At 39.6% G+C, this 22,352-nt stretch carries 19 protein-coding genes; 2 read left to right on the top strand and 17 right to left on the bottom strand.

Going from position 1 to position 22,352, the window contains the following annotated elements:
- Window positions 1–585: 585 nt before the first annotated feature.
- The 12 genes from lysS to pth form a co-directional block, all read right to left on the bottom strand.
- Complete coding sequence (gene lysS / locus AC6UDF_RS04830) at window positions 586–2,115, bottom strand: lysine--tRNA ligase (protein ID WP_500723960.1); 1,530 nt, start codon at window positions 2,113–2,115, stop codon at window positions 586–588.
- 56 nt (window positions 2,116–2,171) lie between these two features.
- Window positions 2,172–3,170 (bottom strand): tRNA dihydrouridine synthase DusB, encoded by a 999-nt coding sequence (dusB, locus tag AC6UDF_RS04825; protein ID WP_500723958.1) that lies wholly within the window; start codon window positions 3,168–3,170, stop codon window positions 2,172–2,174.
- Window positions 3,171–3,263: 93 nt separating this feature from the next.
- Complete coding sequence (hslO, locus tag AC6UDF_RS04820; RefSeq protein WP_500723956.1) at window positions 3,264–4,157, bottom strand: Hsp33 family molecular chaperone HslO; 894 nt, start codon at window positions 4,155–4,157, stop codon at window positions 3,264–3,266.
- A 58-nt stretch (window positions 4,158–4,215) separates the two neighbouring features.
- Window positions 4,216–6,324 (bottom strand): ATP-dependent zinc metalloprotease FtsH, encoded by a 2,109-nt coding sequence (gene ftsH, locus AC6UDF_RS04815; protein WP_500723954.1) that lies wholly within the window; start codon window positions 6,322–6,324, stop codon window positions 4,216–4,218.
- 75 nt (window positions 6,325–6,399) lie between these two features.
- Window positions 6,400–6,939, bottom strand: coding sequence for a hypoxanthine phosphoribosyltransferase (gene hpt, locus AC6UDF_RS04810; protein ID WP_500693970.1), 540 nt, complete (start codon window positions 6,937–6,939; stop codon window positions 6,400–6,402).
- Window positions 6,932–8,314, bottom strand: a complete 1,383-nt coding sequence (gene tilS / locus AC6UDF_RS04805; protein ID WP_500723951.1) for a tRNA lysidine(34) synthetase TilS — start codon at window positions 8,312–8,314, stop codon at window positions 6,932–6,934. Before tilS ends, hpt begins: the two co-directional genes overlap by 8 nt.
- Before the next feature lie 50 nt (window positions 8,315–8,364).
- Window positions 8,365–8,847, bottom strand: coding sequence for a S1 domain-containing RNA-binding protein (locus AC6UDF_RS04800; RefSeq protein WP_500693972.1), 483 nt, complete (start codon window positions 8,845–8,847; stop codon window positions 8,365–8,367).
- Window positions 8,848–8,936: 89 nt separating this feature from the next.
- Entirely contained in the window at window positions 8,937–9,320 is a 384-nt protein-coding gene (locus AC6UDF_RS04795; protein WP_500723949.1) for an FtsB family cell division protein, read from the bottom strand.
- Window positions 9,321–9,395: 75 nt separating this feature from the next.
- Complete coding sequence (locus AC6UDF_RS04790; protein WP_500693974.1) at window positions 9,396–9,683, bottom strand: RNA-binding S4 domain-containing protein; 288 nt, start codon at window positions 9,681–9,683, stop codon at window positions 9,396–9,398.
- Window positions 9,680–11,251, bottom strand: coding sequence for a putative polysaccharide biosynthesis protein (locus tag AC6UDF_RS04785; protein WP_500708319.1), 1,572 nt, complete (start codon window positions 11,249–11,251; stop codon window positions 9,680–9,682). Before AC6UDF_RS04785 ends, AC6UDF_RS04790 begins: the two co-directional genes overlap by 4 nt.
- The gene (mfd, locus tag AC6UDF_RS04780; RefSeq protein WP_500723947.1) at window positions 11,232–14,771 is read right to left on the bottom strand and encodes a transcription-repair coupling factor; all 3,540 of its coding nucleotides are present in this window, start codon (window positions 14,769–14,771) and stop codon (window positions 11,232–11,234) included. Before mfd ends, AC6UDF_RS04785 begins: the two co-directional genes overlap by 20 nt.
- A gap of 32 nt (window positions 14,772–14,803) precedes the next feature.
- The gene (pth, locus tag AC6UDF_RS04775) at window positions 14,804–15,361 is read right to left on the bottom strand and encodes an aminoacyl-tRNA hydrolase (RefSeq protein WP_500723944.1); all 558 of its coding nucleotides are present in this window, start codon (window positions 15,359–15,361) and stop codon (window positions 14,804–14,806) included.
- A gap of 204 nt (window positions 15,362–15,565) precedes the next feature.
- On the opposite strand from pth, the gene AC6UDF_RS04770 reads away from it, so the two are divergent.
- Window positions 15,566–16,519: an L-lactate dehydrogenase gene (locus AC6UDF_RS04770; protein WP_500693978.1), complete on the top strand. Its 954-nt coding sequence runs from the start codon at window positions 15,566–15,568 to the stop codon at window positions 16,517–16,519.
- 102 nt (window positions 16,520–16,621) lie between these two features.
- Entirely contained in the window at window positions 16,622–17,293 is a 672-nt protein-coding gene (gene cbpA / locus AC6UDF_RS04765) for a cyclic di-AMP binding protein CbpA (protein ID WP_500723942.1), read from the top strand.
- A 54-nt stretch (window positions 17,294–17,347) separates the two neighbouring features.
- Here cbpA and AC6UDF_RS04760 read toward each other — a convergent pair whose 3' ends face one another.
- From AC6UDF_RS04760 to AC6UDF_RS04740, 5 genes are all read right to left on the bottom strand, one after another.
- The gene (locus AC6UDF_RS04760; RefSeq protein WP_010022835.1) at window positions 17,348–17,719 is read right to left on the bottom strand and encodes a type II toxin-antitoxin system PemK/MazF family toxin; all 372 of its coding nucleotides are present in this window, start codon (window positions 17,717–17,719) and stop codon (window positions 17,348–17,350) included.
- Window positions 17,720–17,745: 26 nt separating this feature from the next.
- Window positions 17,746–18,009, bottom strand: coding sequence for a hypothetical protein (locus AC6UDF_RS04755; protein ID WP_500693980.1), 264 nt, complete (start codon window positions 18,007–18,009; stop codon window positions 17,746–17,748).
- 23 nt (window positions 18,010–18,032) lie between these two features.
- The gene (alr, locus tag AC6UDF_RS04750) at window positions 18,033–19,175 is read right to left on the bottom strand and encodes an alanine racemase (protein WP_500693981.1); all 1,143 of its coding nucleotides are present in this window, start codon (window positions 19,173–19,175) and stop codon (window positions 18,033–18,035) included.
- 112 nt (window positions 19,176–19,287) lie between these two features.
- Entirely contained in the window at window positions 19,288–20,778 is a 1,491-nt protein-coding gene (gene cshA / locus AC6UDF_RS04745) for a degradosome RNA helicase CshA (RefSeq protein ID WP_500693982.1), read from the bottom strand.
- A 169-nt stretch (window positions 20,779–20,947) separates the two neighbouring features.
- The gene (locus tag AC6UDF_RS04740) at window positions 20,948–22,324 is read right to left on the bottom strand and encodes a UDP-N-acetylmuramoyl-tripeptide--D-alanyl-D-alanine ligase (protein WP_500695765.1); all 1,377 of its coding nucleotides are present in this window, start codon (window positions 22,322–22,324) and stop codon (window positions 20,948–20,950) included.
- Between the last annotated feature and the right edge of the window lie 28 nt (window positions 22,325–22,352).

The following is a 22,352-nucleotide window of genomic DNA, read 5'->3' as shown; positions in this document are numbered from 1 at the left end:
GTTGTTATTCTTTTTCAAAAGAATTAAAAAGCGAATTGACTTCGCAAATGTTTAATTTTAAGTTCTACAACTTAAAACTACCTTACACTTGTAATCAAAATCTTGTTCAGTTTTCAAAGATCTACTCTTGATTGTTGCTGTTTAATTCTTCCTTAACGCAACACATTTAACTATACTACGTTGCGTTTTAAATGTCAACAGATAAACTCAATTATTTTAAATTTATTTGTTAGCAATCGGCAAAACCATTACTGCAACATCAAATATAATACAGTATTTTGCACTTTAGTGCAAGAGCAATATTTATGATAATTAACTTAGTTCATAATCAGTGACTTATTAATTATTATCAAATCATTTTTCTCTCTCACTGAGCATTTACTACTATACATGCGCTCAAATACTTTGTCAACACTTTTGGTCAAAAAAGGTCAAACTTTTTTCAATTTTTATTTTCCATCTAATAAATGAACGTAATCGTACAAATGATCAATCTTTACAAAAGCTATTCTACCAATGTTTCAAATCATTTTTGTACAAATAAAAAGAGATGATCAAAATCATCTCTTTTTCTATCAAACAAATCTATTTTTTATTATCTTCATCCTGTGGATTATCAGAATTATCTTCTGGTCTCATAGTTGGGAACAAGAGAACATCACGAATGGATGGTGCATCAGTTAAAAGCATTACCAAGCGATCAATTCCAATTCCTAATCCACCTGTAGGAGGCATGCCATACTCAAGTGCTTCGATAAAGTCTTCATCGATACCCTGAGCTTCATCATTCCCCTCTTCACGTTCCTTAGCTTGAGCTTCAAAACGTTGACGTTGATCAATTGGATCATTTAATTCAGAAAAAGCATTAGCATATTCATTACCAAGAATATATAATTCAAAACGGTCCGTAAATCTTGGGTCATCAGCATTTTTCTTTGCCAAAGGAGAAATTTCAATTGGATGACCATAAACAAACGTTGGTTTCTTTAGCTTTGGTTGAACGAACTGTTCAAAGAAAGCATTAATGATATGACCAACTTTCCAGTATGATTCATAGTGCACACCGTGTTTATCAGCCAACTTCTTAGCGTCATCATCCGACATCTTAGGCCAAAAATCAACTCCCGTATATTTTTTCACGGCATCAACCATATGAATCCGATCAAATTCTTGGTTCAAATCAACTTCTTCACCCTGATACGTAACCTTACCATCATCACTAACGGCTTTGGCAGCGGCCCTAAAAATTCCTTCGGTTTCATCCATTACATCATGAAAATCAAAGTATGCAGCATAGGTCTCAAGTTCAGTAAATTCAGGATTGTGTTCCTTATCCATCCCTTCATTTCTGAACACACGGCCAATCTCGTAGACACGTCCCATGCCACCTACAATCAAACGCTTCAAATGAAGTTCCAGTGCAATTCGCAAATATAAATCAATATTTAAAGCATTATGATGAGTTATAAATGGACGAGCGGATGCTCCACCGGCAGTAGTGTGTAATACTGGCGTCTCAACCTCAGTAAAGTCCATCTTATTATCCAAGAAGTTTCGAACTGCCTTAATAATTTCACTCCGCTTCTGGAAACGCTCAAAACTATCACGATTTGAGATTAAATCAAGGTATCGCTGACGATACTTTTGTTCTTTATTTTGTAATCCGTGATACTTATCAGGAAGTGGACGAAGTGCCTTTGATAGGAAAGTAATGGATGTCGCACGAATGGTTAGTTGCCCCATGTCTGTCTTAATTACTTCACCAGTAAAGCCAAGAAAGTCCCCGATGTCAGCACGCTTAAAGATATGATACTGTTCTTCTCCAACAACGTCTTTTCGAACGTAAACCTGGATTTTACCCGAACGATCAAGGATATCGGCAAATCCAACTTTACCTTTGCCCCGTTTAGCTACCATTCGCCCAGCAATTGTAGCCTTGACATCTTTTTGTTCTAATTCTTCCTTATCGTACTTATCAAACTCTTTGTCTAAATCTTTTGCCAAATAAGTTGGCTTAAAGGCATGACCAAAAGGATCAATTCCCTCATCTCGTAGCTCTTGCATCTTTTCTCTACGAACTTTTAATTGGTCATTCATTTTCTTCTCTTGTGCCAATTCAAATCCCCCAAACTAGTAACTTACATTCATAATAACATAGTTAAGCATCGTAATTATGCATTTTTCCGTGCGTTTCTCATCGCATCTTTTTCTAGAAAATCATCGAAGATTTGGTCCATCTCTGCTTCAGATTCAGCATTGTTTAACTTTACTTTGGTTCGAGCCGAATGAGAAATTCCCTTCAAGTAATAAGCTGCCTGACCTCTGAATTGTCTTGGCCCAACATATTCACCCTTAATTCGAACCAGCCCATGCAAATGTTCTTTAGCAGTGTTGATTTTTTCCTCAACACTTGGTTCCGGGATTAATTCGCCAGTTGCTAGATAGTGCTCAGTTTGCCTCAAAATCCAGGGATTTCCTTCAACGGCACGGCCCATCATTACTGCATCACAACCTACTTCATCAATCATTTGTTTAGCCTGTTGTGGAGTAGTCACGTCACCATTTCCAATGAACGGAATCGTCAATGCATCGGCAACTTCTTTTAAAATTTCCCAGTTAGCATGACCGGTATACATTTGTTTTCTAGTTCGACCGTGCATCGCAACAGCAGAAGCCCCAGCCGCCTCAGCAGCAAGCGCATTTTGCACCGCATAAACATGATCCTCATCCCAACCAGTTCGCATCTTAACCGTTACTGGCTTCTTAACGGCAGCAGTTACATATGACACCATTTCATAAACCTTATCTGGATCAAGGAGCCACTTAGCCCCGGCATCGGTCTTAACGACCTTATTTACGGGACAACCCATGTTGATATCGATAATATCAGCAGCCGTCTTCTGATCAATAAACTTAGCAGCCTCCACCAAAGTTTCTTTGGTTCCACCAAAAATCTGAATACTCATTGGGTGTTCATTAGGATCAACGTTAACCATGCTTAACGTTTTTTTGTTGTTATACATAATTCCACGATCGGAAATCATTTCACAAACAACTAATCCCGCACCAAACTTTTTACAAATGATTCTAAAGGCTGAGTTCGTAACTCCAGCCATTGGAGCTACTACTAGTTGATTTGGAATCGTTACGTTTCCAATTTTCCACTCCATTTTTTCACCTCATCTAAATTGTTTCCAAACATTTTATATAATACCATACCCGTACAAAAAAGAGCGAACCGTATGACAGCACGCTCTTTGATACTACTTATCCCTCTCATTCAGTAAATCAACCAATTCATCTTCCGAAAAGTTATACTTTTTACCACAAAAATTACATACAACCTGTGCCCCATGATCTTCATCAATCAATTGCTGCAGATCCTTCTTACCAATTCCCGCAATGTCTTTGGCAAATTTTTCTTTGGAACAATTGCAGACAAATTCGACTGGCATATGATCAATAACGTTCAGATTATCCGTGCCAAATAACTCATCCAAAATGTGATCAGGATTAGGATCCTTTTCTAACATAGACGAAATACTGGGCGCATTCTTTAAAGTCTGCTCCAACTTATCAATTGCCTCGTCAGAAGCACCAGGCATGACTTGAATCAAATATCCCCCGGCACTTTGGACGTTGTTTTCTCCGTCAATGTCAACTGAAACTCCAACGGCTGATGGAATCTGTTCTGACTTTGCTAAATAAAAAGTAAAATCATCACCAATTTTACCGCTTGCGAGTGGAACATCACTAGTGTAAGGCTCACTTGTTCCCTGATTTTTAACGACTTCTAAAAAACCATTCGTTCCTACACCCTTAGAAACATCAACTTTCCCATCCTTTGTGAGTGGCAAATTAACGTGAGGATTCTGAATGTATCCCTTAATGTGTCCCTTAGCATCAGCATCAATAACCATTCCGCCGACTGGACCACGTCCATTTAAGCGAACGGTCATGCTTTCTTTTCCCTTTAACACTGAGGCCGACAGCATCAAGGTTGCAGCAATCGTTCTTCCAAGTGCTGCCGTTGATGTACTCCAGGTATCATGAATTTTTTGAACATAACTGACAATTCCAGTCGCGTTTAAGCCGTAAACCCGAAACATCCCATCTTTAGTAAGTGCCTTAACTAATACATCATTTTTATCATTCATTTTATTCCCTCCTTAGATTAAAAAAGAACGTGGGCTTTGATCCCAACGTTCTTTTCGTTTATTGATCTTGATTATCAGAATCTTGGTGATCTGAATTACTATCATGATTTTTATCGTGTTTTTCTTCAGAATGATCAATTTCTTGTTCAAGTTTCTTTTCGTGCTCGTGCTCCTTAGCGTCAATGGCTTTCTTAGCTTGTTCAAAGGTTTCATTTTCACTAGGGTACTCATCACTATTGGTTGAATGTTCAGGCATTTTACCGGTCTTGTAGAGACTCAAAATTTCCTTTTCATCCAACGTCTCATATTTAAGCAACGCATCCGCAATTGCCTTGTGCTGATCACGATGACCCTCAATAATCTCCTTAGCTTCACCATGAGCTTCATCAATAAAGTACTTCACTTCATCATCAATCTTAGCTGCGGTTTCCTGTGAGTACTTAGGAGCAGCGTATGGATCTTGGTTAGGACTTTCGAGTTCCACGGTTCCAATCTTGTCACTCATTCCATATTGAGTAACCATGGCACGAGCAAGATTAGTGGCTTGCTCAAAGTCATTTGAAGCACCAGATGATTCAGAATGGAAAACGACTTCTTCAGCAGTTCTACCACCCATTAACCCAGCTAATTGTTCTTGAGCGTTCTTCTTTGAGATCAATTGTTGGTCTTCCTTAGGCAGCATGATGGCATATCCACCAGCACGACCTCTTGGAACAATGGTAACCTTATGAACAACTCGAGCGTCATTTAATACTAAACCAACGATGGTATGACCAGCTTCATGGTTAGCCACAATTTGACGTTCGTGTTCGTTAATAACCTTATTACGTTTAGCCGGTCCAGCAATAACACGATCCTCAGCTTCATCCATATCAGCCGCATTAATCTCATTATCACCATTTCTCGCGGCCAGTAAGGCAGCTTCATTTAGCAAGTTCGCTAAATCAGCACCAACAAATCCGGGAGTCTGTTTAGCAATTTCATGAAGGTCAACATCAGAAGCAAGTGGTTTGTCTTTGGCATGAACTTTCAAAATTGCTTCTCGTCCACGAACATCAGGCTGACCAACTAAGATTTTCCGATCAAAACGACCTGGACGAGTTAAGGCTGGGTCTAAAACATCAGAACGGTTCGTGGCGGCAATGACAATAACACCTTCATTACCAGTAAAACCATCCATTTCAACCAACAACTGGTTAAGGGTTTGTTCACGTTCATCGTGACCGCCCCCCATTCCGGATCCACGTTTTCGTCCAACGGCATCAATTTCATCAATAAAGATGATGGCCGGTGAATTCTTCTTAGCTTGAGCAAACAAGTCTCTAACACGACTCGCACCAACCCCAACGAACATCTCAACGAAATCAGACCCTGATAATGAGTAGAATGGAACGTTTGCTTCACCAGCAACCGCCTTGGCTAACAACGTCTTACCGGTACCAGGAGGTCCCTCAAGTAAGACACCTTTTGGTATGACGGCGCCCAGTTTCGTGAATTTCTTGGGATCCTTTAAAAATTCAACAACTTCGACCAGTTCTTGTTTTTCTTCATCTTCACCAGCAACGTCACTAAACTTAACATTACTCTTAACTGGTTTAGCCTGGCTCTTTCCGACTTTCATGACACCACCAGCGCCACCACCTGCTCCACCAGCTTGCTTCATCATAATGTAGAACAAGTAAATGAAGATTAATAATGGTAGAACTGAGATTGCTAAGTTTAACCAAAAGCTATTCGATTGTGTTTCTTTAGTACTCATCGGCACCTTATTCTTATTAGCTAACTTGGTAATCTGACTAACCGATGAGTCATTCTTTAAAATGCTAGTAGTGAATCCATTTACCTTAGTGTAAGTATTGTTACTCGACTTGGTAAGTTTTCCATTACTAAAATTAAGCGGAATCCCGTTATTTTTCTGCTTAACATTTTGGGGCTTCTTGTACTGACCAGTTATTTTATATACACCGCCAGAAGGTTGAACAGAGAAGTTTTTAACCTTGTTCGTCTGCAAATCATTTGTAAATTGACTTGAACGAATTCCCTGAGTTTGAGTGCTTTGTGATCCGCTGCCACCACCAGTGACAAGCATAATCACACCCATGACAACCACAAAGATGATGATATAAAATAGGCTACTCTTAAAAAGCCCATTTTTATTATTTTTCATTTGTGCCTCCCAATCTAATTTCTCGAAAAGATAACAAATAGAATGTTATCACTTTTACTTTAAATGGACGACCGTTTAGGCCGAATAAATTGAAGGTTTTAAAATTCCAATGTACGGCAAGTTACGATAAAAACCCTTGTAATCAAGTCCATAACCGACAATAAATTCATTTGGAACGTTAAAACCCACATAATCTGCCTTGGCAGGGACAACTCTTCCCTCAGGTTTATCAAAAATGGTACAAACTTTAATTGAATTAGCTCCTCGATCTGAAACCAAATCCTCAAGAAATTGAAGGGTGCGTCCTGTATCAATAATATCTTCAACAAAAATGATATCACGGCCACTAACATCACCATCAAGATCACGGATGAGCTCAACTTTTCCGGTTGAAGCAGTCCCACCCTTATAGCTTGAAACATCGACAAAATCAAGATCTAGATATATGTCCATCTGGCGAATAATATCGCTCATAAATAACACTGCCCCAGTCAGCACACAAACCACTAGTGGCTTTTTGTCTCGATAATCATTACTTAACTGCTTCCCTAGCCTTTTTACTGCAGAAGCAATGTCTTTTTGACTATATAAGACCCGCTCAATATCGTCATTCATTTGTTATATCCTTTCGCGTAATTAAAAGTTCATACCCGTGAGTTGCACCCTTAGGCAACCACTTGCTTTCCTTATAACCAATGACGGCCAACACACTCTCCTTACTGTCCACCAGTACTTGCACGTGACGTCGCTTGGCACTTGGAACTTTCTGATTAATTAACAATCTTCTTAAACTCTGATGACCGCCATTCTTGAGTTCAACGGTATCATCCGGTTTAAAGGATCTTTTTGACAAGGGAAACTGAGAGTCCGCCAAATCAAAATGACTTCGACGCCAAAAGTTTCCCTTTGGAACATGATTTTCATCAAAAATACCAAAATTAAATCCATTAACGTTGCGGTTCCACTGGTTTAATTCTACCACAAACGAACTTTCATCACGGTGATCATCGTAATTGTTAGGAGATTGTTTAAAAAACATGATTTTATTATAACTTTTTTCAAAAAAATAAGCATTTGAAATTCGCAATTTCCCCTGTGGTTTTCCAAAATCTTTAACTAAAGTCAAAATTTCAGTAATTTGATTATCAGAAAGAGTAACCGTTGACGTCAACTGTTTTAACAATGTGCGAAGTAAAATGGAAAGTTGATTAATTGACGTTGTATCGTACTCGGCACTTACGCAATCTCTTTTAATCTTTAAGTCATGTCTCAAAAGATCAGCTTGAGCGAAACCACTTGATCCGTCGAGTTCCGATTGCAAATTACTAGCAAACTTAGCAAAATGAGAGATAACATTAGGATTTTCTTTAATTAATTCTGGTAAAACCTGGTTGCGAATCCGATTACGGAGGACCGTATTTTCAAAGTTAGTTTTATCATCATACCATGTTAACGAATGATTTTTAGCATACAAACGGATGGATTTTTTCGAAAACTGTAGTAATGGTCGAACCATCGTTCCTCCATTAAAGGGATGACTCTCTTTAATTCCTTGAACCTCAAACAAATTCCCACTGCGAATGAGTTTCATAAGGATGGTCTCGGCTTGATCATTTTCTTGATGAGCCGTTAACAAGACTGAAGCATTAAAATCATTCATGACTTCCGCAAAAAAATGATAGCGAAACTTACGAGCTTGATTCTCCACCCCACTACTAATCTGGTCGTGATTCCAATTGCCAACCCGCAAATCAAGGTGGTGTTTCTTACAGTAATCAATCAGAAACCGTTCTTCAACCTCACTTTGTTTTCGTAAATGGTGGTTAACATGAGCAACAATAATATGAGGTTTAAAATCTTTTAAGTGTTGGAGTAAATCTAACAAAGCCATGGAATCAACTCCAGTTGAGACCCCAATCACAACATTTTCGTCTTTTTTCCACCACTGTTTCTTCTTAACCAACGAATTAATTTGATTACGTAAATTCAAATTAACCTCCAAAACAAAAAAGCCGAGCAATTTGCCCAGTTATTCGTTCATTAACTACGACGACCACCACGACCGCCGCGTTTTCCTTCTGTGTTTTTCTTAATGACGGACATCCGACTTTCGCTTTCTTTCATGAAGTCTGAAAGCAAATCATCAAAGCTTTCATTCTTACCCTTATGGCCATTACGATTGTCGCGGCCACTGCGATGTCCATGATTCCCGTTATTTGAGTGCCCGTAGTGTGAATGCTCATCATGATTATGTTCACCATGATGTTGATGTGATTCTTTTTCTGGATGATCGGAAGCTTTGCGAATTGATAGACCAATCTTACCATCATCCCCAATGCTCAAAACCTTAACGGTCACTTCATCGCCAACCGACAGAATATCATGAATATCTTTTACGTAACCATCAGAAACCTCACTGATATGAACTAGTCCAGTCTTATGATCGCCTAGATCAATGAAAGCTCCAAAATTAGTAATTCCTGAAACTTTCCCAGTGACCTTCTCTCCAACCTTAATTGTCATAAAAAAGCCATTCCTCCTAATAAATGTTGTGTTAATTATAACATAATCCTTTAAAGTAAAATAAAAGAAGATTACATCCTAGTAATCCTCTATTCATTACCAATCTTACTATTCTGTGGGAAACTGTAAACAGTTTCGCCTGGTTTTGTATAATAATATTTAGCTCGCATCAATTCTTGAAGATAATTCTTGTTATTTAAAAGCTTAATTTGTTCATTAAGATTCTTTTCTTTTTGTTTTTCAACCTGGTAATCCTGTTTTTTTTTGGTAATTTGGGCATTCACACCGTGAATTTGATTCATTCCACTAACAATTTGCCACCCGAGCGCCAAAAAAGCCACGGCAAATATTGCCACGAGAGCAACCAGTCTCTTGGTTCTTTTACTTAACTTCTTATTATCTCTTTGATGTTGGTTTGCTTTACTTTTCCTTGAAGCAGAATTCAAGTATTCAACGTTGTTATTTCTGTTCATCAGGAATGCCTCCACGAATTTATATGAACATAGTACCACATGTAAAGCCAGAATATAATATTAATTCAACAATAATTATTCTAATTCATCATTTTCAGCCCGATAGTCACGATCATAGGTTTCACTGATGGTCTTATACATCGTGTCTGAATCAGACTTTTTGGTGGTATCTAACAGTTGTAGCACCTCTACGGTTAAATTTTTATTTCCAAACTTAATCAAAATTTGATCGCCAACCGAAACCTTACTTGATGATTTGGCTGGCTCGCCGTTTACAAAGACTCGCCCTTGATCGGCAATCTTTTTGGCAACTGGACGACGTTTTATAATCCGTGAAATTTTTAAAAATTTATCAATTCTCATTTTTGCTTATCTCCTACAAACCGTTTCATAATTGGAACCATCGCTAACTCCGAAGCAGTCAAAACTTTTCCTTTCAGACACATTCCTAAAAACACGAATGCCCCAATCGGAATAACAATCATTAATTTAATAACATCCACCAGTCGACTGGTATCTCCAAGGACGTGGTTCAATCCGAATTCAGTTAAAACAACGACAATCACCATTACTATACTGATTAATGATACCTCTAATAGGAACTTCCAACTAAAAATGTGCTCATGAACCCGCTTTGGACTAGTATACCAGTTAACTAATAACACGATTAACAGAGCAATGATAGTTGATAATGAAGCACCAATGATCCCGAAATGAATTACGCACCACTTAGTGATCATTATTTTACAAATTAGCCCTAACAAAATAGCGGTCACCGTACTTTTAAAGTCATCAATACTCTGTAAAACCGAGTTAAGGGCTGTCACCATCGTAGCGAAGAGGATGCTCAAACAGTATACCGAAAGCGTGATGTCTAAATCATAACTCCCAAACAAGAGATGATTTAATTGAGGCATAATACTAATCAGTCCGAAGGTAACTGCCATCGTCACTACCAGTGTAATGCGCATACTGTGGTTTACAAGGGTCTTAAATGACCTTTCTTTTCCAGCATGATGATAATACGCCATCTGCGGCAAGACGGTTGAAGAAATGGCCGTTCCAATCACTAATCCTAGTTGAACAATGGGCTGAGCGCGATCATAAATCCCCTTTTGGGTCTGAGCCATTAGATTACTTACACCACTTACTACCAGCCCATTTTTTACCGTAAATGAATCGACCAACTGCATTAACACCATTAGAGCAGCTAAAACACTAAGCACACCACCCTGTAAGATGATTTGCTTCGCTAATTTCAGGTAGTTAAATTTCAAATCTTGAAAGTGAAAATGAGCAAGTATGTCACGTGCATAATATCCCAAGATAAGTGCTGAAAAAATCGCTGCTAATGGAGCAGATAACATTGCTAACGTCCCCATCTTATATAAGTTCCAATGCTGGACGGCTGCTAAATAGGCTACCACAATGATCATTGAAACCCGCACAAACTGCTCTACCACTTGAGAAGTCGCCGTTGGAATCATCTGCATGCTAGATTGAAAGTACCCCCTCACATCCGCTAAGAGGGGCATCAACAAAAACATCCAGCTTACCGCTTGAATTACGGGTTTTAATTCAAAGTCTCCCATTAAAGCAGCAATTTCTGATGAAAATAACTGTAATCCACCAAAAATAATCACCGAAATGATCATTAAGATCACCATGATTTGGAAAAACAACGTTTGCTTCTCTCCTTCAGTCTCCCGTTCCACAATCATCTTGGAAACAAACGCTGGAAGACCGGTCAAGGCAAACGCAACCCCAATCCCATAAATAGGATAAACCTGCTGATAGATGTAAAATCCAACGTTTCCAACAAAATTTTCCAGTGGAATCCGATAAACAGCACTTAGTACCTTTGAAATAATGGCAGCTACCGAAAGGATCAAGGTTCCACTAACAATCTTTTTACTTGTCTTTTGATTCATGTTCTTCTTGATCCAATCTTATTTTACTCAAGCTTTTGACAAATTGATAAAGCTGTTTCAACCAATCGGCATCTTTCATCGTTGGTTGAACAACTAACTTAATTTGAAAACACCCGTTAACCACTTTCACTGAGGAACGAAAATCCGTATCAGCAATGGCTTTCAAAATTTCCTTACTAGTGAATCTTTGGGTTCCTACCTTACTCATGGTAACGGTTAAATTATTTTTATCTTTGCGAATTTTATCAATCAGATCATAATCGGCAAGCATCTTAATGCGGTCAATTTCAAGCAGATTAGCTACTTCATCAGGATATTCACCAAACCGATCAATTAAATCACTTTGTAGTTCGGTAAATTGTTCCTCACTATCCATCTGTCGGATTCGCTTGTATAATTCAATCTTTTGTTGCTGATCCTCAATGTAAGTCGCCGGAAGATAAGCTTCAATCCCGAGTTCAACCTTTGAATCAGACTTTTCAACCGCGCGATGCTGACCCTTCTTCTTGGAGACAGCATCAGACAACATCTTAGTATACATATCATAACCAACTGAATTAATAAAACCGTGCTGCTGCTTTCCGAGCACGTTTCCAGCCCCACGAATCGAAAGATCACGCATGGCCACCTTAAATCCTGAACCCAATTCAGTGAAATCCTTGATGGCTTCTAGTCGATTCTCAGAAACTTCGGTCAACACTTTATTTGGCTGGTACATAAAGTAAGCTTGTCCTACTCGATTACTTCGACCAATTCTTCCCCGAATCTGATAAAGCTGGGAGAGTCCCATCCGATCCGCATCCTCAACGAACAGGGTATTCGCATTAGGAATGTCAACTCCCGTTTCGATGATGGTCGTCGTAACCAACACATCATAATCTCCGTTAACAAAGTCGTACAGGATCCCTTCCATTTGATTTTCGGACATCTGGCCGTTGATGGAAGCAATCCGCGCATCAGGCAAAAGGGTTTGCAACTTGTCGACCGTCTGATCAATATCTTTTACCCGATTGTGCAAATAAAAGACCTGTCCTCCGCGTTGCATCTCCCGTCTGATTCCGTCCACAATCGAACCCTCATTTTGTTCCATCACGTAGGTCTGAATCGGATAGCGATTAGCCGGAGGAGTTTCAATAACTGATAGGTCACGAACGCCCATCATTGACATGTTCAAAGTCCGTGGAATTGGTGTGGCAGTTAGCGTCAACACGTCAACATCCGACCTCAATTCCTTGATTTTTTCTTTGTGTTTAACCCCAAATCGTTGTTCCTCATCGACGATTAAAAGACCTAAATCGTTAAACTTCACGTCCTTTGAGAGCAAACGGTGGGTGCCAACCACGATATCAATTTTTCCGTCCTTTAGGTCTTGAATGGTTTGGCGGGTCTGTTTGGGCGTGTCAAAACGCGAAAGAACTCCGATTTTAACCGGAAAACCATTAAATCGTTCAACCATGGTCTCATAATGTTGTTGAGCTAGTACCGTTGTCGGCACTAAAAAAGCCACCTGTTTCCCGGCTTCAACGGCTTTAAAGGCCGCTCTCAAGGCTACCTCAGTCTTTCCGTAGCCCACGTCTCCAACCAATAAGCGGTCCATTGGATGAGGACTTTCCATATCCTTCTTTATTTCATCAGTACTTCGCAGCTGATCGGGTGTCTCCGTGTATGGAAACGCCTGCTCAAACTCAGCCTGATATTGGTCATCAACCGGAAAGGCATAACCCGACTCGGCCTCCCGTTTGGCGTATAAGTCAACCAGATCATCAGCAATGTCTTCCACCTTAGAAGCCACCGAACGCTTCGTCTTAGCCCATTCCGTTCCACCAAGTTTATTAATCTTTGGATGTTTGTCCTCTGACGAAACGTATTTTTGTACCAAATTCAGTTGGTCAACGGGAACGTAGATCTTGGCACCCTTTTGATAGGTCAAAGTCATATAGTCCTGATGTCTGCCATCGACTTCCATGGTCTTCATCCCATCGTATCGTCCAATTCCGTGATTAACGTGAACAACGTAGTCACCGGGTTTTAAATCGGTATAGCTTTTGATTCGCTCTGCATTAGAAAAGGTCTGTCTTCTAACTCGTTTCTTTTTCCCTTGTTCATTCACCCGTTTAAACATATCTGATTCAGAAACAATCGCTAGGTTAGCGGCCGGCAAATCAAAGCCATTTTTTAGGTTAGCTGAAACAATCTGAGTCTTTCCCTTAATAATGTTATCAGTGGTTGATTGAATGGCATCAACACCAAAATCACTCAACGTTGACGAAACCTTTTCCACTCGTTTTTCATCGCTAACGGCAATGACCACGGTTCGTTTCTCAGCTTGATAACGTTGCATTTCTGCTTTAAACATCGGCATTTGTCCAAAAAAACGCTGCATTGGGTGAACCTTGATGTCGATGATGTCAGAAAGCTTCATTCGCCCTAGTCCTTTTTGAAACAAAGAAAATAACAAGGTCGCATGATGATCAGTTCCGGTTACCGTTCTAAAATTAAGCGACAGTTTCTGGTCAGAAAACAGTTCATGATTATCTTCAACTGAATCACGCCAGTTCTGTTCGTCACTTTCAAGTTGCTTATTAGCATCCCTTATGCGACTGTAGTCATCATAGACTACCATCCCATTTTCAGGTAAATAATCTAAAATTGAGGTTTCCTTTTCAAAAATAAACTGACTGTACTCACTCCATTTTTGGTCAATCGATTGGCCTTTGAGCCCGTCAATCACCTGTTGAATGTTGTCAACTAAAACGTCACTGCCGTCGTCTTTGATGGTTTGGCTCAATCGTTTCGAAAGTTCCTTGATTCCATGCTTGCGATCGCTTTCGCTGGGTAAAAAATCAGAAGCTGGCAACACACTAATCTCATCAATATTTGCCACACTTCGTTGGGTAGCAGCATCAAAATAACGCATGGAATCCACTTCCGTATCAAAAAAATCAATCCGAATTGGATAGTCCGAATTAAGTGGGTAGATATCCAAAATTGACCCACGATTAGCAAATTCACCGGGGGCGGAAACCATGTTCTTCTTCTCGTAACCCATTTGAACCAATTGTTGTTGAAGTTTTATAAGGTCCAAGTCGTCTCCAACCTTGACGTGTAATTGGGCTTGATTAAAACTAGTTGGCTCTGGTAGATATCGTTTAAGACCAGCCGTTGAAACAATCACCACCACTGGTTTCTCTGACTCAAGCGCGTTTAGGGCCCGCACTCTTTGAGCTCGATACTGCGGAGAGCTGGTTGCAATCTCTGCCGCGACGAGTTCTTCAGCCGGGAACTCAAAGACCTGATCTGAATCCATTACTTCATTAAAAGACTCGGTAATTTGATCCGCATGGTTCATCGTATCGGTTACGTATATCGTAGGTTTTTGCTTATCATTAATTAATTGTTTTAATAATAGAGTACGAGCGGATCCACTAGTCCCGGTGATCAGTTGCTTGGTATCAGGAGCAAGGTTTGAACTGATTTTTTCATACTGTGGCATTTCTTTTAACGTTTCATCTAGCTTCAAAAACTCATCTCCTCTTTTATTAATTATACGAATTAATTAAACTGATTTTCTAACTTACTGAAGGGAGTACCAGAAACCCACTCGTCTAATGCTTTAACCGCATGATCCTCCGCTTCTAAAAACGGTGCCCGTTGTTCCAGACTAAATTTACTCAAGACATAGTTCACAACACTTTCACGTTTGGGATGACTGGTTCCAATCTTAACCCGATTAAACTGATCGGTCCCAAGGTGGGCAATGATACTTTTAATTCCATTATGACCACCAGCCGAACCGTGGTTTCTTAGCCGAATTCGTCCCACTGGTAAATCCATGTCATCGTAAACAATCACTAAATCATCAAGATCTAATTTAAAAAATTGCATCAACGGATGAACTGCGCGCCCTGAATCATTCATCATCGTCGTTGGTTTGACTACCATTACCTTTTCACCATTGACTATTCCCGTACCATACATGGCATCCATCTTTTGTTTATTAATCGCAATCTGGTTTTGATCAGCAAACTTATCAACCACCATAAACCCCGTGTTATGCCTGGTACCATCAAATTCAGCACCAACGTTGCCTAATCCCACAATCATTTTCATTGTTATTGTCTCCCATTTACTTCTAATTAACCTAAAATGGCCGAAATGAATAATTACTCACTCGGCTTAATCATGTTTATTGTATCATAATAGATTAACGATTTGAGCTGATCCCGTACCATTAAGAATATGGTTCTGTATAAATAAATTCGTTCATGATATAATCGGTTTGTGAACAAACTAATTTCAAAAGGGAGAAATATTATGGCTGAAAAACACGAAAAAGTTGTTTTAGTTGGTGATGGTGCCGTTGGTTCATCATACGCATTCGCAATGATGCAACAAGGGATCGCCGAAGAATTTGTCGTTGTTGATATCGACAAAAACAGAACTGAAGGAGACGCATTGGACCTTGAAGATGCCCAACCTTTCACTTCTCCAAAAAAGATCTACTCTGGTGACTACAGTGACTGTAAAGACGCTGATTTAGTTGTGATCACTGCTGGAGCTCCACAAAAGCCCGGTGAAACTAGACTTGACCTGGTTAACAAAAACTTGAAGATTTTGACTACCATCGTTAAGCCAGTTGTTGATTCTGGTTTTGATGGAATCTTCTTAATTGCTGCTAACCCAGTTGACATTTTAACCTACGCAACCCAAAAGATTTCTGGCTTTCCTAAAAACCGTGTCTTTGGTTCAGGTACATCACTTGATACCTCACGTTTCCAAGTTGCCGTTGGTAAGAAGTTAAACGTTAACCCACAAAGCGTTAATGCTTACGTTATGGGTGAACACGGTGATTCAGAATTTGCTGATATTGATGAAGCTTCAATCGGAAACGTTCCATTGGTTGAATTTGCTAAACAAAATGGTGTTAGCAAGGACGACTTATTGAAAATGGAAGACGAAACTAGAAACAAGGCCTACGACATCATTAACAAGAAGGGTGCTACTTTCTACGGAGTTGGAACTGCTTTGATGAGAATTTCAAAGGCCATTTTAAGAGACGAAAACACCGTTTTACCAATCGGTGCCCCAATGAATGGTGAATACGGTTTGTCCGATATTTACATTGGAACTCCTGCCATTGTTAATGCTTCAGGAGTTGCCAAAGTCCTTGAAGTTCCATTAAGTGATGACGAAAAAGACAAGATGAGTGCTTCAGCTAAAACTTTAAAAGAAACCATTGCTAAAGGTATGAAGACCATCAACCTTTAAAAATAAGTTTAAAAAGAACAGACATTTATGTCTGTTTTTTTATGCTCCCAGTTATTTTGTGTTAATATTAATTAGAAATTACTTATGTGAGGAGCCTTAACCATGATTTTGCAATCTTTAGTTAAACCTAAAAGTGACCTGATTACTGTTGATGAAAACACTGATCTCGACACCGTATTAAAATTAATGGAAAAGAATCATTTTCGTTGCATTCCCGTTTTAGATGCCACTCATAAAGCCTTCAAGGGTAACATTTATCGCATGCACATCTACAAACACGAAGCCGATGGCGGCAAGATGTCCGACTCGGTTATGACCCTGATTAGAAACGAAACTAAATTTGTTAACCTGAATTCAGCTTTTTTCAAGGTCTTCTTTACGATTAAGGATCTTCCATACATTGCCGTTCTTGACGAGTTCAATAATTTTTATGGCATTTTAACTCACACGAAATTGATGGAAAGCTTGTCACAATCATGGAACGTGAAATTTGGTAGCTACGTGATTTCAGTTGTCTCACCTGGTGAACGTGGGGACTTAGAAGAGATGGCTCACATTATTACTAGATATACCGCCATTTCAAGTGTGATCAGCTTGGATTCAGTTGATCGTTCTGGTAAAACGGTCTATCGAACCATGTTTACCCTCCCGTCTAAGGTGACTAAGGATCGTCTGGACCGCATCATTGCAGCTCTAGAACGAAAGGGATTCAAAGTTCCAGAAGTTGAAGATCTAAAACAAGAATCAAAAGAAACTCCAATCGAAGAAAATTAGATACAAAAAAGAACGTGGAATAATTCCACGTTCTTTTTTGTATCTTATGTATCATCAGACTTCGTGCGTGCTCTGACTGAGCCCTAGACTTAAACTAAGACCAGCATCAACTTTTCTCATGATATCTTTACTTAAATGAGTGACATGATCTTTAAGACGCTGCTTATCAATCGTCCTAATTTGTTCTAACAGAATCACCGAACTCTTCTCAATTCCGGCATTCTGAGGTGTAATACCCACGTGAGTAGGCATCTTTGGCTTAGTAATCCGAGCCGTAATTGCGGCCACAATCACAGTGGGACTATAATGATTTCCAACGTTATTTTGGACTACCAAAACTGGTCGCATTCCACCCTGTTCAGAACCAACGACTGGAGATAAGTCTGCATAGAAAATATCGCCACGTTTAATTTCAACGTTTTCCATAGACTATTCCTTCCGCATAAATAAACTTACAACCGTGACTTCTCGTCTTCATAATTGTCAAAGAGCCGTCTTGCAATCTCATCCTCACATGGAGAATATTCATCAACAATTATTGAATTTAGATTGGCCATGATTGAGTAGCCATAAATTAAAGAATTAATTAGAGGGTCTTTATCAAACGAGTCACAGTCCATGGCAACTTTGTGGTTGTCAAAAGAAAGTCCTAGTTTGGTGAAATATTCTTCATTTTTCTGAGACCAAATAGCATCAATCGTGTATTTGTATGTCATGGAGAACTCCTCCTTACAAATAGTTACTTCAAATGATTACTTGATTTATACACCCGTGGTAATCGATCCGAATACCCACATGCAATCTCATAGTGAATGGTATGACAATAGTCGGCAACGTCTTGGAGAGTAATAGTATGACCATGATCAGTTCCCACCAAGGTCACCTTCGTTCCAATTGGTAACTGATGTGGTAACTTCACCATCAGTTGATCCATACATACTCTTCCGACAATTGGACAATACTGTCCATCTACTAGAAGTGAAAATCCCTGCATCGAGCGACGAACTCCGTCTGCATATCCAACAGGAACCGTTCCAATCCACTCCTTTGAGTTGGATGTATAAGTTGCACCGTATCCAATTGAACGACCAGCATTAACCTCTTTAACGTAAACTAACTCACTGGTAAAGCTCAGTGCTGGTTTCAACTTAAATGGTGAAGCAATCTCAACCCCCGATGGATTCAAACCATAGCCAGCCACTCCAAAGCGGACCATGTTTCCACCCGCTGCTTTATGCCACATACTAGTAGCTGAATTTGCCACGTGAACATAACGAGGTTTATCGGGAATCGCAGTCATCAATTCGTTAAAATTATCCAATTGATACTTAAAATAATCATCATTAGCGCTATCTGCGGTAGAAAAATGAGTAAATACTCCCTCAAAGTCAATATACTCGCTAGTTCGGTTCAACTCAACTATTGCATCTCTAACTTCTGAAACAGTTTGGAGTCCGATCCTTCCCATTCCAGTATCCAAAGCCAAATGAACCCTAATCTTGTTCTTTAATTTCAGTTGTTCAGCTAAATTAGCTGCCTGCTTAATCCAATCAATCGAGCTCACCGTAACCGAAACATTGTACTTTGCAATTAATGGAACATTTGAAAGGTCACAAAGACCCAAAACAAGAATGGGTTCAGACACAAATCCAGCTTCTCGAAGCTGAATTGCTTCGTCTAAAATGGCAACACAAAAACCAGTAGCTCCTGCTTGTTTAGCAATCCTCGCCACTTGAACCGCACCGTGTCCATAAGCATTAGCCTTGACGACCATGAATAGATCCGACTTGGCATCCAATCGTTTTCGTTCCTCACTAATGTTATGAAAAATGGCATCTTCATCAATAACTAGTTGTGCATTTCGATTTCTTCCCACTGCCATAACGTATACTTCCTCGAATAAAGTACTATCTAATTATTCTTTGATAATTATTATAACACTTAATAAATTAATTTTCTAAATAAAAGAGAGAACCAAGAAGGCTCTCTCTTTGCTACTTATTCTTAATGACAAAATTCTTTGATTTACCGTGGTTACCACCATTATGACCTCTTGAATCACGACGTCTTGAGTCGTGACCACCACGATGACTACCAAAGCGTTTGTGACTGTTCCGGTCATTTTTCTTACCGCGATAACCGCCACCACGATGACCACCAAAGCCACCATGATTTTTAAGTGGTTTTTCGGCCGTAATGTGAACCTTAACCTGATCTCTTGTCATGTCATTCAAAAGAGCAGAAACCAAATCGACACTGTCATACTTTTCAAGGAGCTTTTTTGCGACCCGCTCAAACTTGGCAGTATCCGTCTTCTTTACTAACTTTTCAATATCATCTTCAGCAAATTTTAACTGACCAGCAAGGGCTTCGTCTTCTGAAGGTGGCTTTAAAGGAAGCATCCTTACCTTGGTAAGTCGTTCAATTCCTCTTAAATAACTCATCTCATTTGGAGTGACAAACGTTACTGAGGTACCATGATGGCCGGCACGACCAGTTCGTCCAATTCGATGGACATAACTTTCTGGATCCTGGGGAATATCAAAGTTATAAACGTAAGTGACACCCGAAACATCAATTCCTCTAGCAGCCACATCAGTAGCCACTAAATAATTAATCTTGTCGTTCTTAAATTCGTTCATAATCTGAGTTCGCCGTTTTTGGGTTAAATCACCGTGAAGACCAGCTGCCCGATAACCACGCGCAATCAGTCCCTTAGAAACTTCGTCGACTCGTCGTTTAGTTCGACAAAATACGATGGTAACCTTGGGTGTTTGAACGTCAAACAAACGGGTCATGGTATCAAACTTTTCGTTATCTTTAACCTTAACGTAGTACTGATCGACTAGGTCAGTGGTTAATTCCTTCGACTTAACCGTGATCTGCTTTGGATCTCTCATGAACTGAACCCCAACTCGTTTGATGGGTGCTGGCATGGTTGCTGAGAAAAGCAAAGTTTGCCGATCTTCTGGAATGTTCTTAATGATGCTTTCAATATCATCTAAGAATCCCATGTTAAGCATTTCGTCGGCTTCATCTAACACTAAGTACTTAACGTGTCCTAGTTTTAAGGTGCGACGATTAATGTGATCAAGAATTCGTCCTGGAGTCCCCACCACAATCTGTGGCTTCTTCTTCAAATCTCTAATTTGCTGGCGAATATCTGAACCACCATAAACTACTTGAACTCGAGCTCCTTCAACGCCACCAAGACGTTGCATCTCTTTTTGTGTTTGAATGGCAAGTTCTCTAGTTGGTGAAATTACAAGTGCCTGCACATCTGGATTATTCAGATCGATTTCTTGCAGGATTGGAAGGGCAAACGCAGCTGTTTTCCCAGTTCCAGTTTGAGCCTGTCCAATAACATCCTGACCTTTTAACAATAATGGAATTGTCTGAGCCTGAATTGGAGTGGGTTCGTCAAAGCCTGATTTTTCCACGGCTTTTAATAGACTATCAGATAGTCCTAAATCTTTAAACTTCAAATGTGTTCCTCCTATTGAAACTACAATTGTGAATTCAATGATTTGCTTGGAAAAAATCCGTTTTCCATAATGCGCAAATCGTCTGATTCACATTTATTTCTATATTCTTCAGCGATTACGTGTCTAAAACATATTACACCATCTGGCCTAATTTCACAAACCGATGAACCTATTCTAACGCTTTTAAAACTCGTTCTAAGTGAATTCCGTGACTCCCTTTTAACAAGACTTCATCCCCAGTAGACAACTGGGAGTCTAGGCTTTTAGCTAATTGATCAAGCTGATCAACCGGATAATAATGGAGGGCATTTTGATTGGGATATTTTTTTTGCAACATTTGATATAAAGACTTCATAAGTGGTCCAACTAGGTAAACCTGGTTAATCAATTGCGGATCGATTGCATCAGAAATATCCTCATGCATCTCCACTCCCTTATCACCAAGTTCCAGCATGTCACCTAAAACTGCAACTCGCTTCCCTTGTAAATGAGTGGATTGAAACGCCTTTAAAACGGCTTTTAGAGCCGATGGGTTCGAATTATATACGTCACTTAAAATCATTTCACCATTTTGACCCTTAACCCATTCAGTTCGATTATTAGTAAAATTGGCATGGTCTAGTGCTGACTTCATGTTGGCCGGCAGGATTTCCGCTAGTTCACCAACTTCAATGGAAGCAAGGGCATTGTTGACGTTGTAGTCACCAATTAGCGGAATGGTGAATTTCATGTTTCCAAACCGATTGGTCTTAAACGTCGTTTCGTGGTCGCCATCATAGACATCCTTTGGGTAAATATCGTTAGTGTCTTTTCTTCCAAAGGTCAACTTTTCAACGTCAAGTGATTTAGCCCGTTCGTTTAATAAGGGTTCATCACCGTCATAGACAAACACCCCATCTGGCCTAAGTCCATGGGTAATCTCCATTTTGGCATCCGCAATCTTAGCACGGGTTCCGAAGAATTCAATGTGAGCTTCCCCAATCATGGTAATGACGGCGATGTCTGGCTTAACTAGCTTACTTAAAAAGTCAAGTTGGCCAGGTCGATCCATCCCCATCTCTACCACCAAATATTCTGTGTTAGATTCCATGGAAAGGATCGTAATTGGGACTCCAATCTCATTATTAAAGTTAGCGTGCGTCTTAGTAACATTAAACTGAGTGGCAAGAATTGAAGCAATCATGTCTTTAGTAGTGGTCTTGCCATTACTTCCGGTAATTGCCACCACTTTAGGATTAATCTTATTTAAATAGTGTCGACTGAGATCCTGTAGGGCTTTTAACGTGTCATCGACTAAAATAACCGGAAAATCCTTCGGAACATCACTAATTCGACTTTGATTCCAAAACGTTGCGTTAGCCCCGTTTTTGATGGCACTAGCAATGAAATCGTGCCCATCGTGATTCCCAGTGAGTGGAACAAAAAGATCATGCGGTTTTAACTTCCGACTATCAAACGAAACTCCCGTTATTTCAACGTTTTCGTATTTTTTCGAATTCAAGTCACCATTAACGGATTTTGCAACCTCTAAAAGGTTCATTTTCATAACAAAAACTCCTCTTAATTCGATGTAA

Source organism: Fructilactobacillus sp. X2R6C1 (assembly GCF_059901295.1).
Note: the sequence above shows the minus strand (reverse complement) of the source record. Positions and strands in the feature narration are given on the sequence as shown.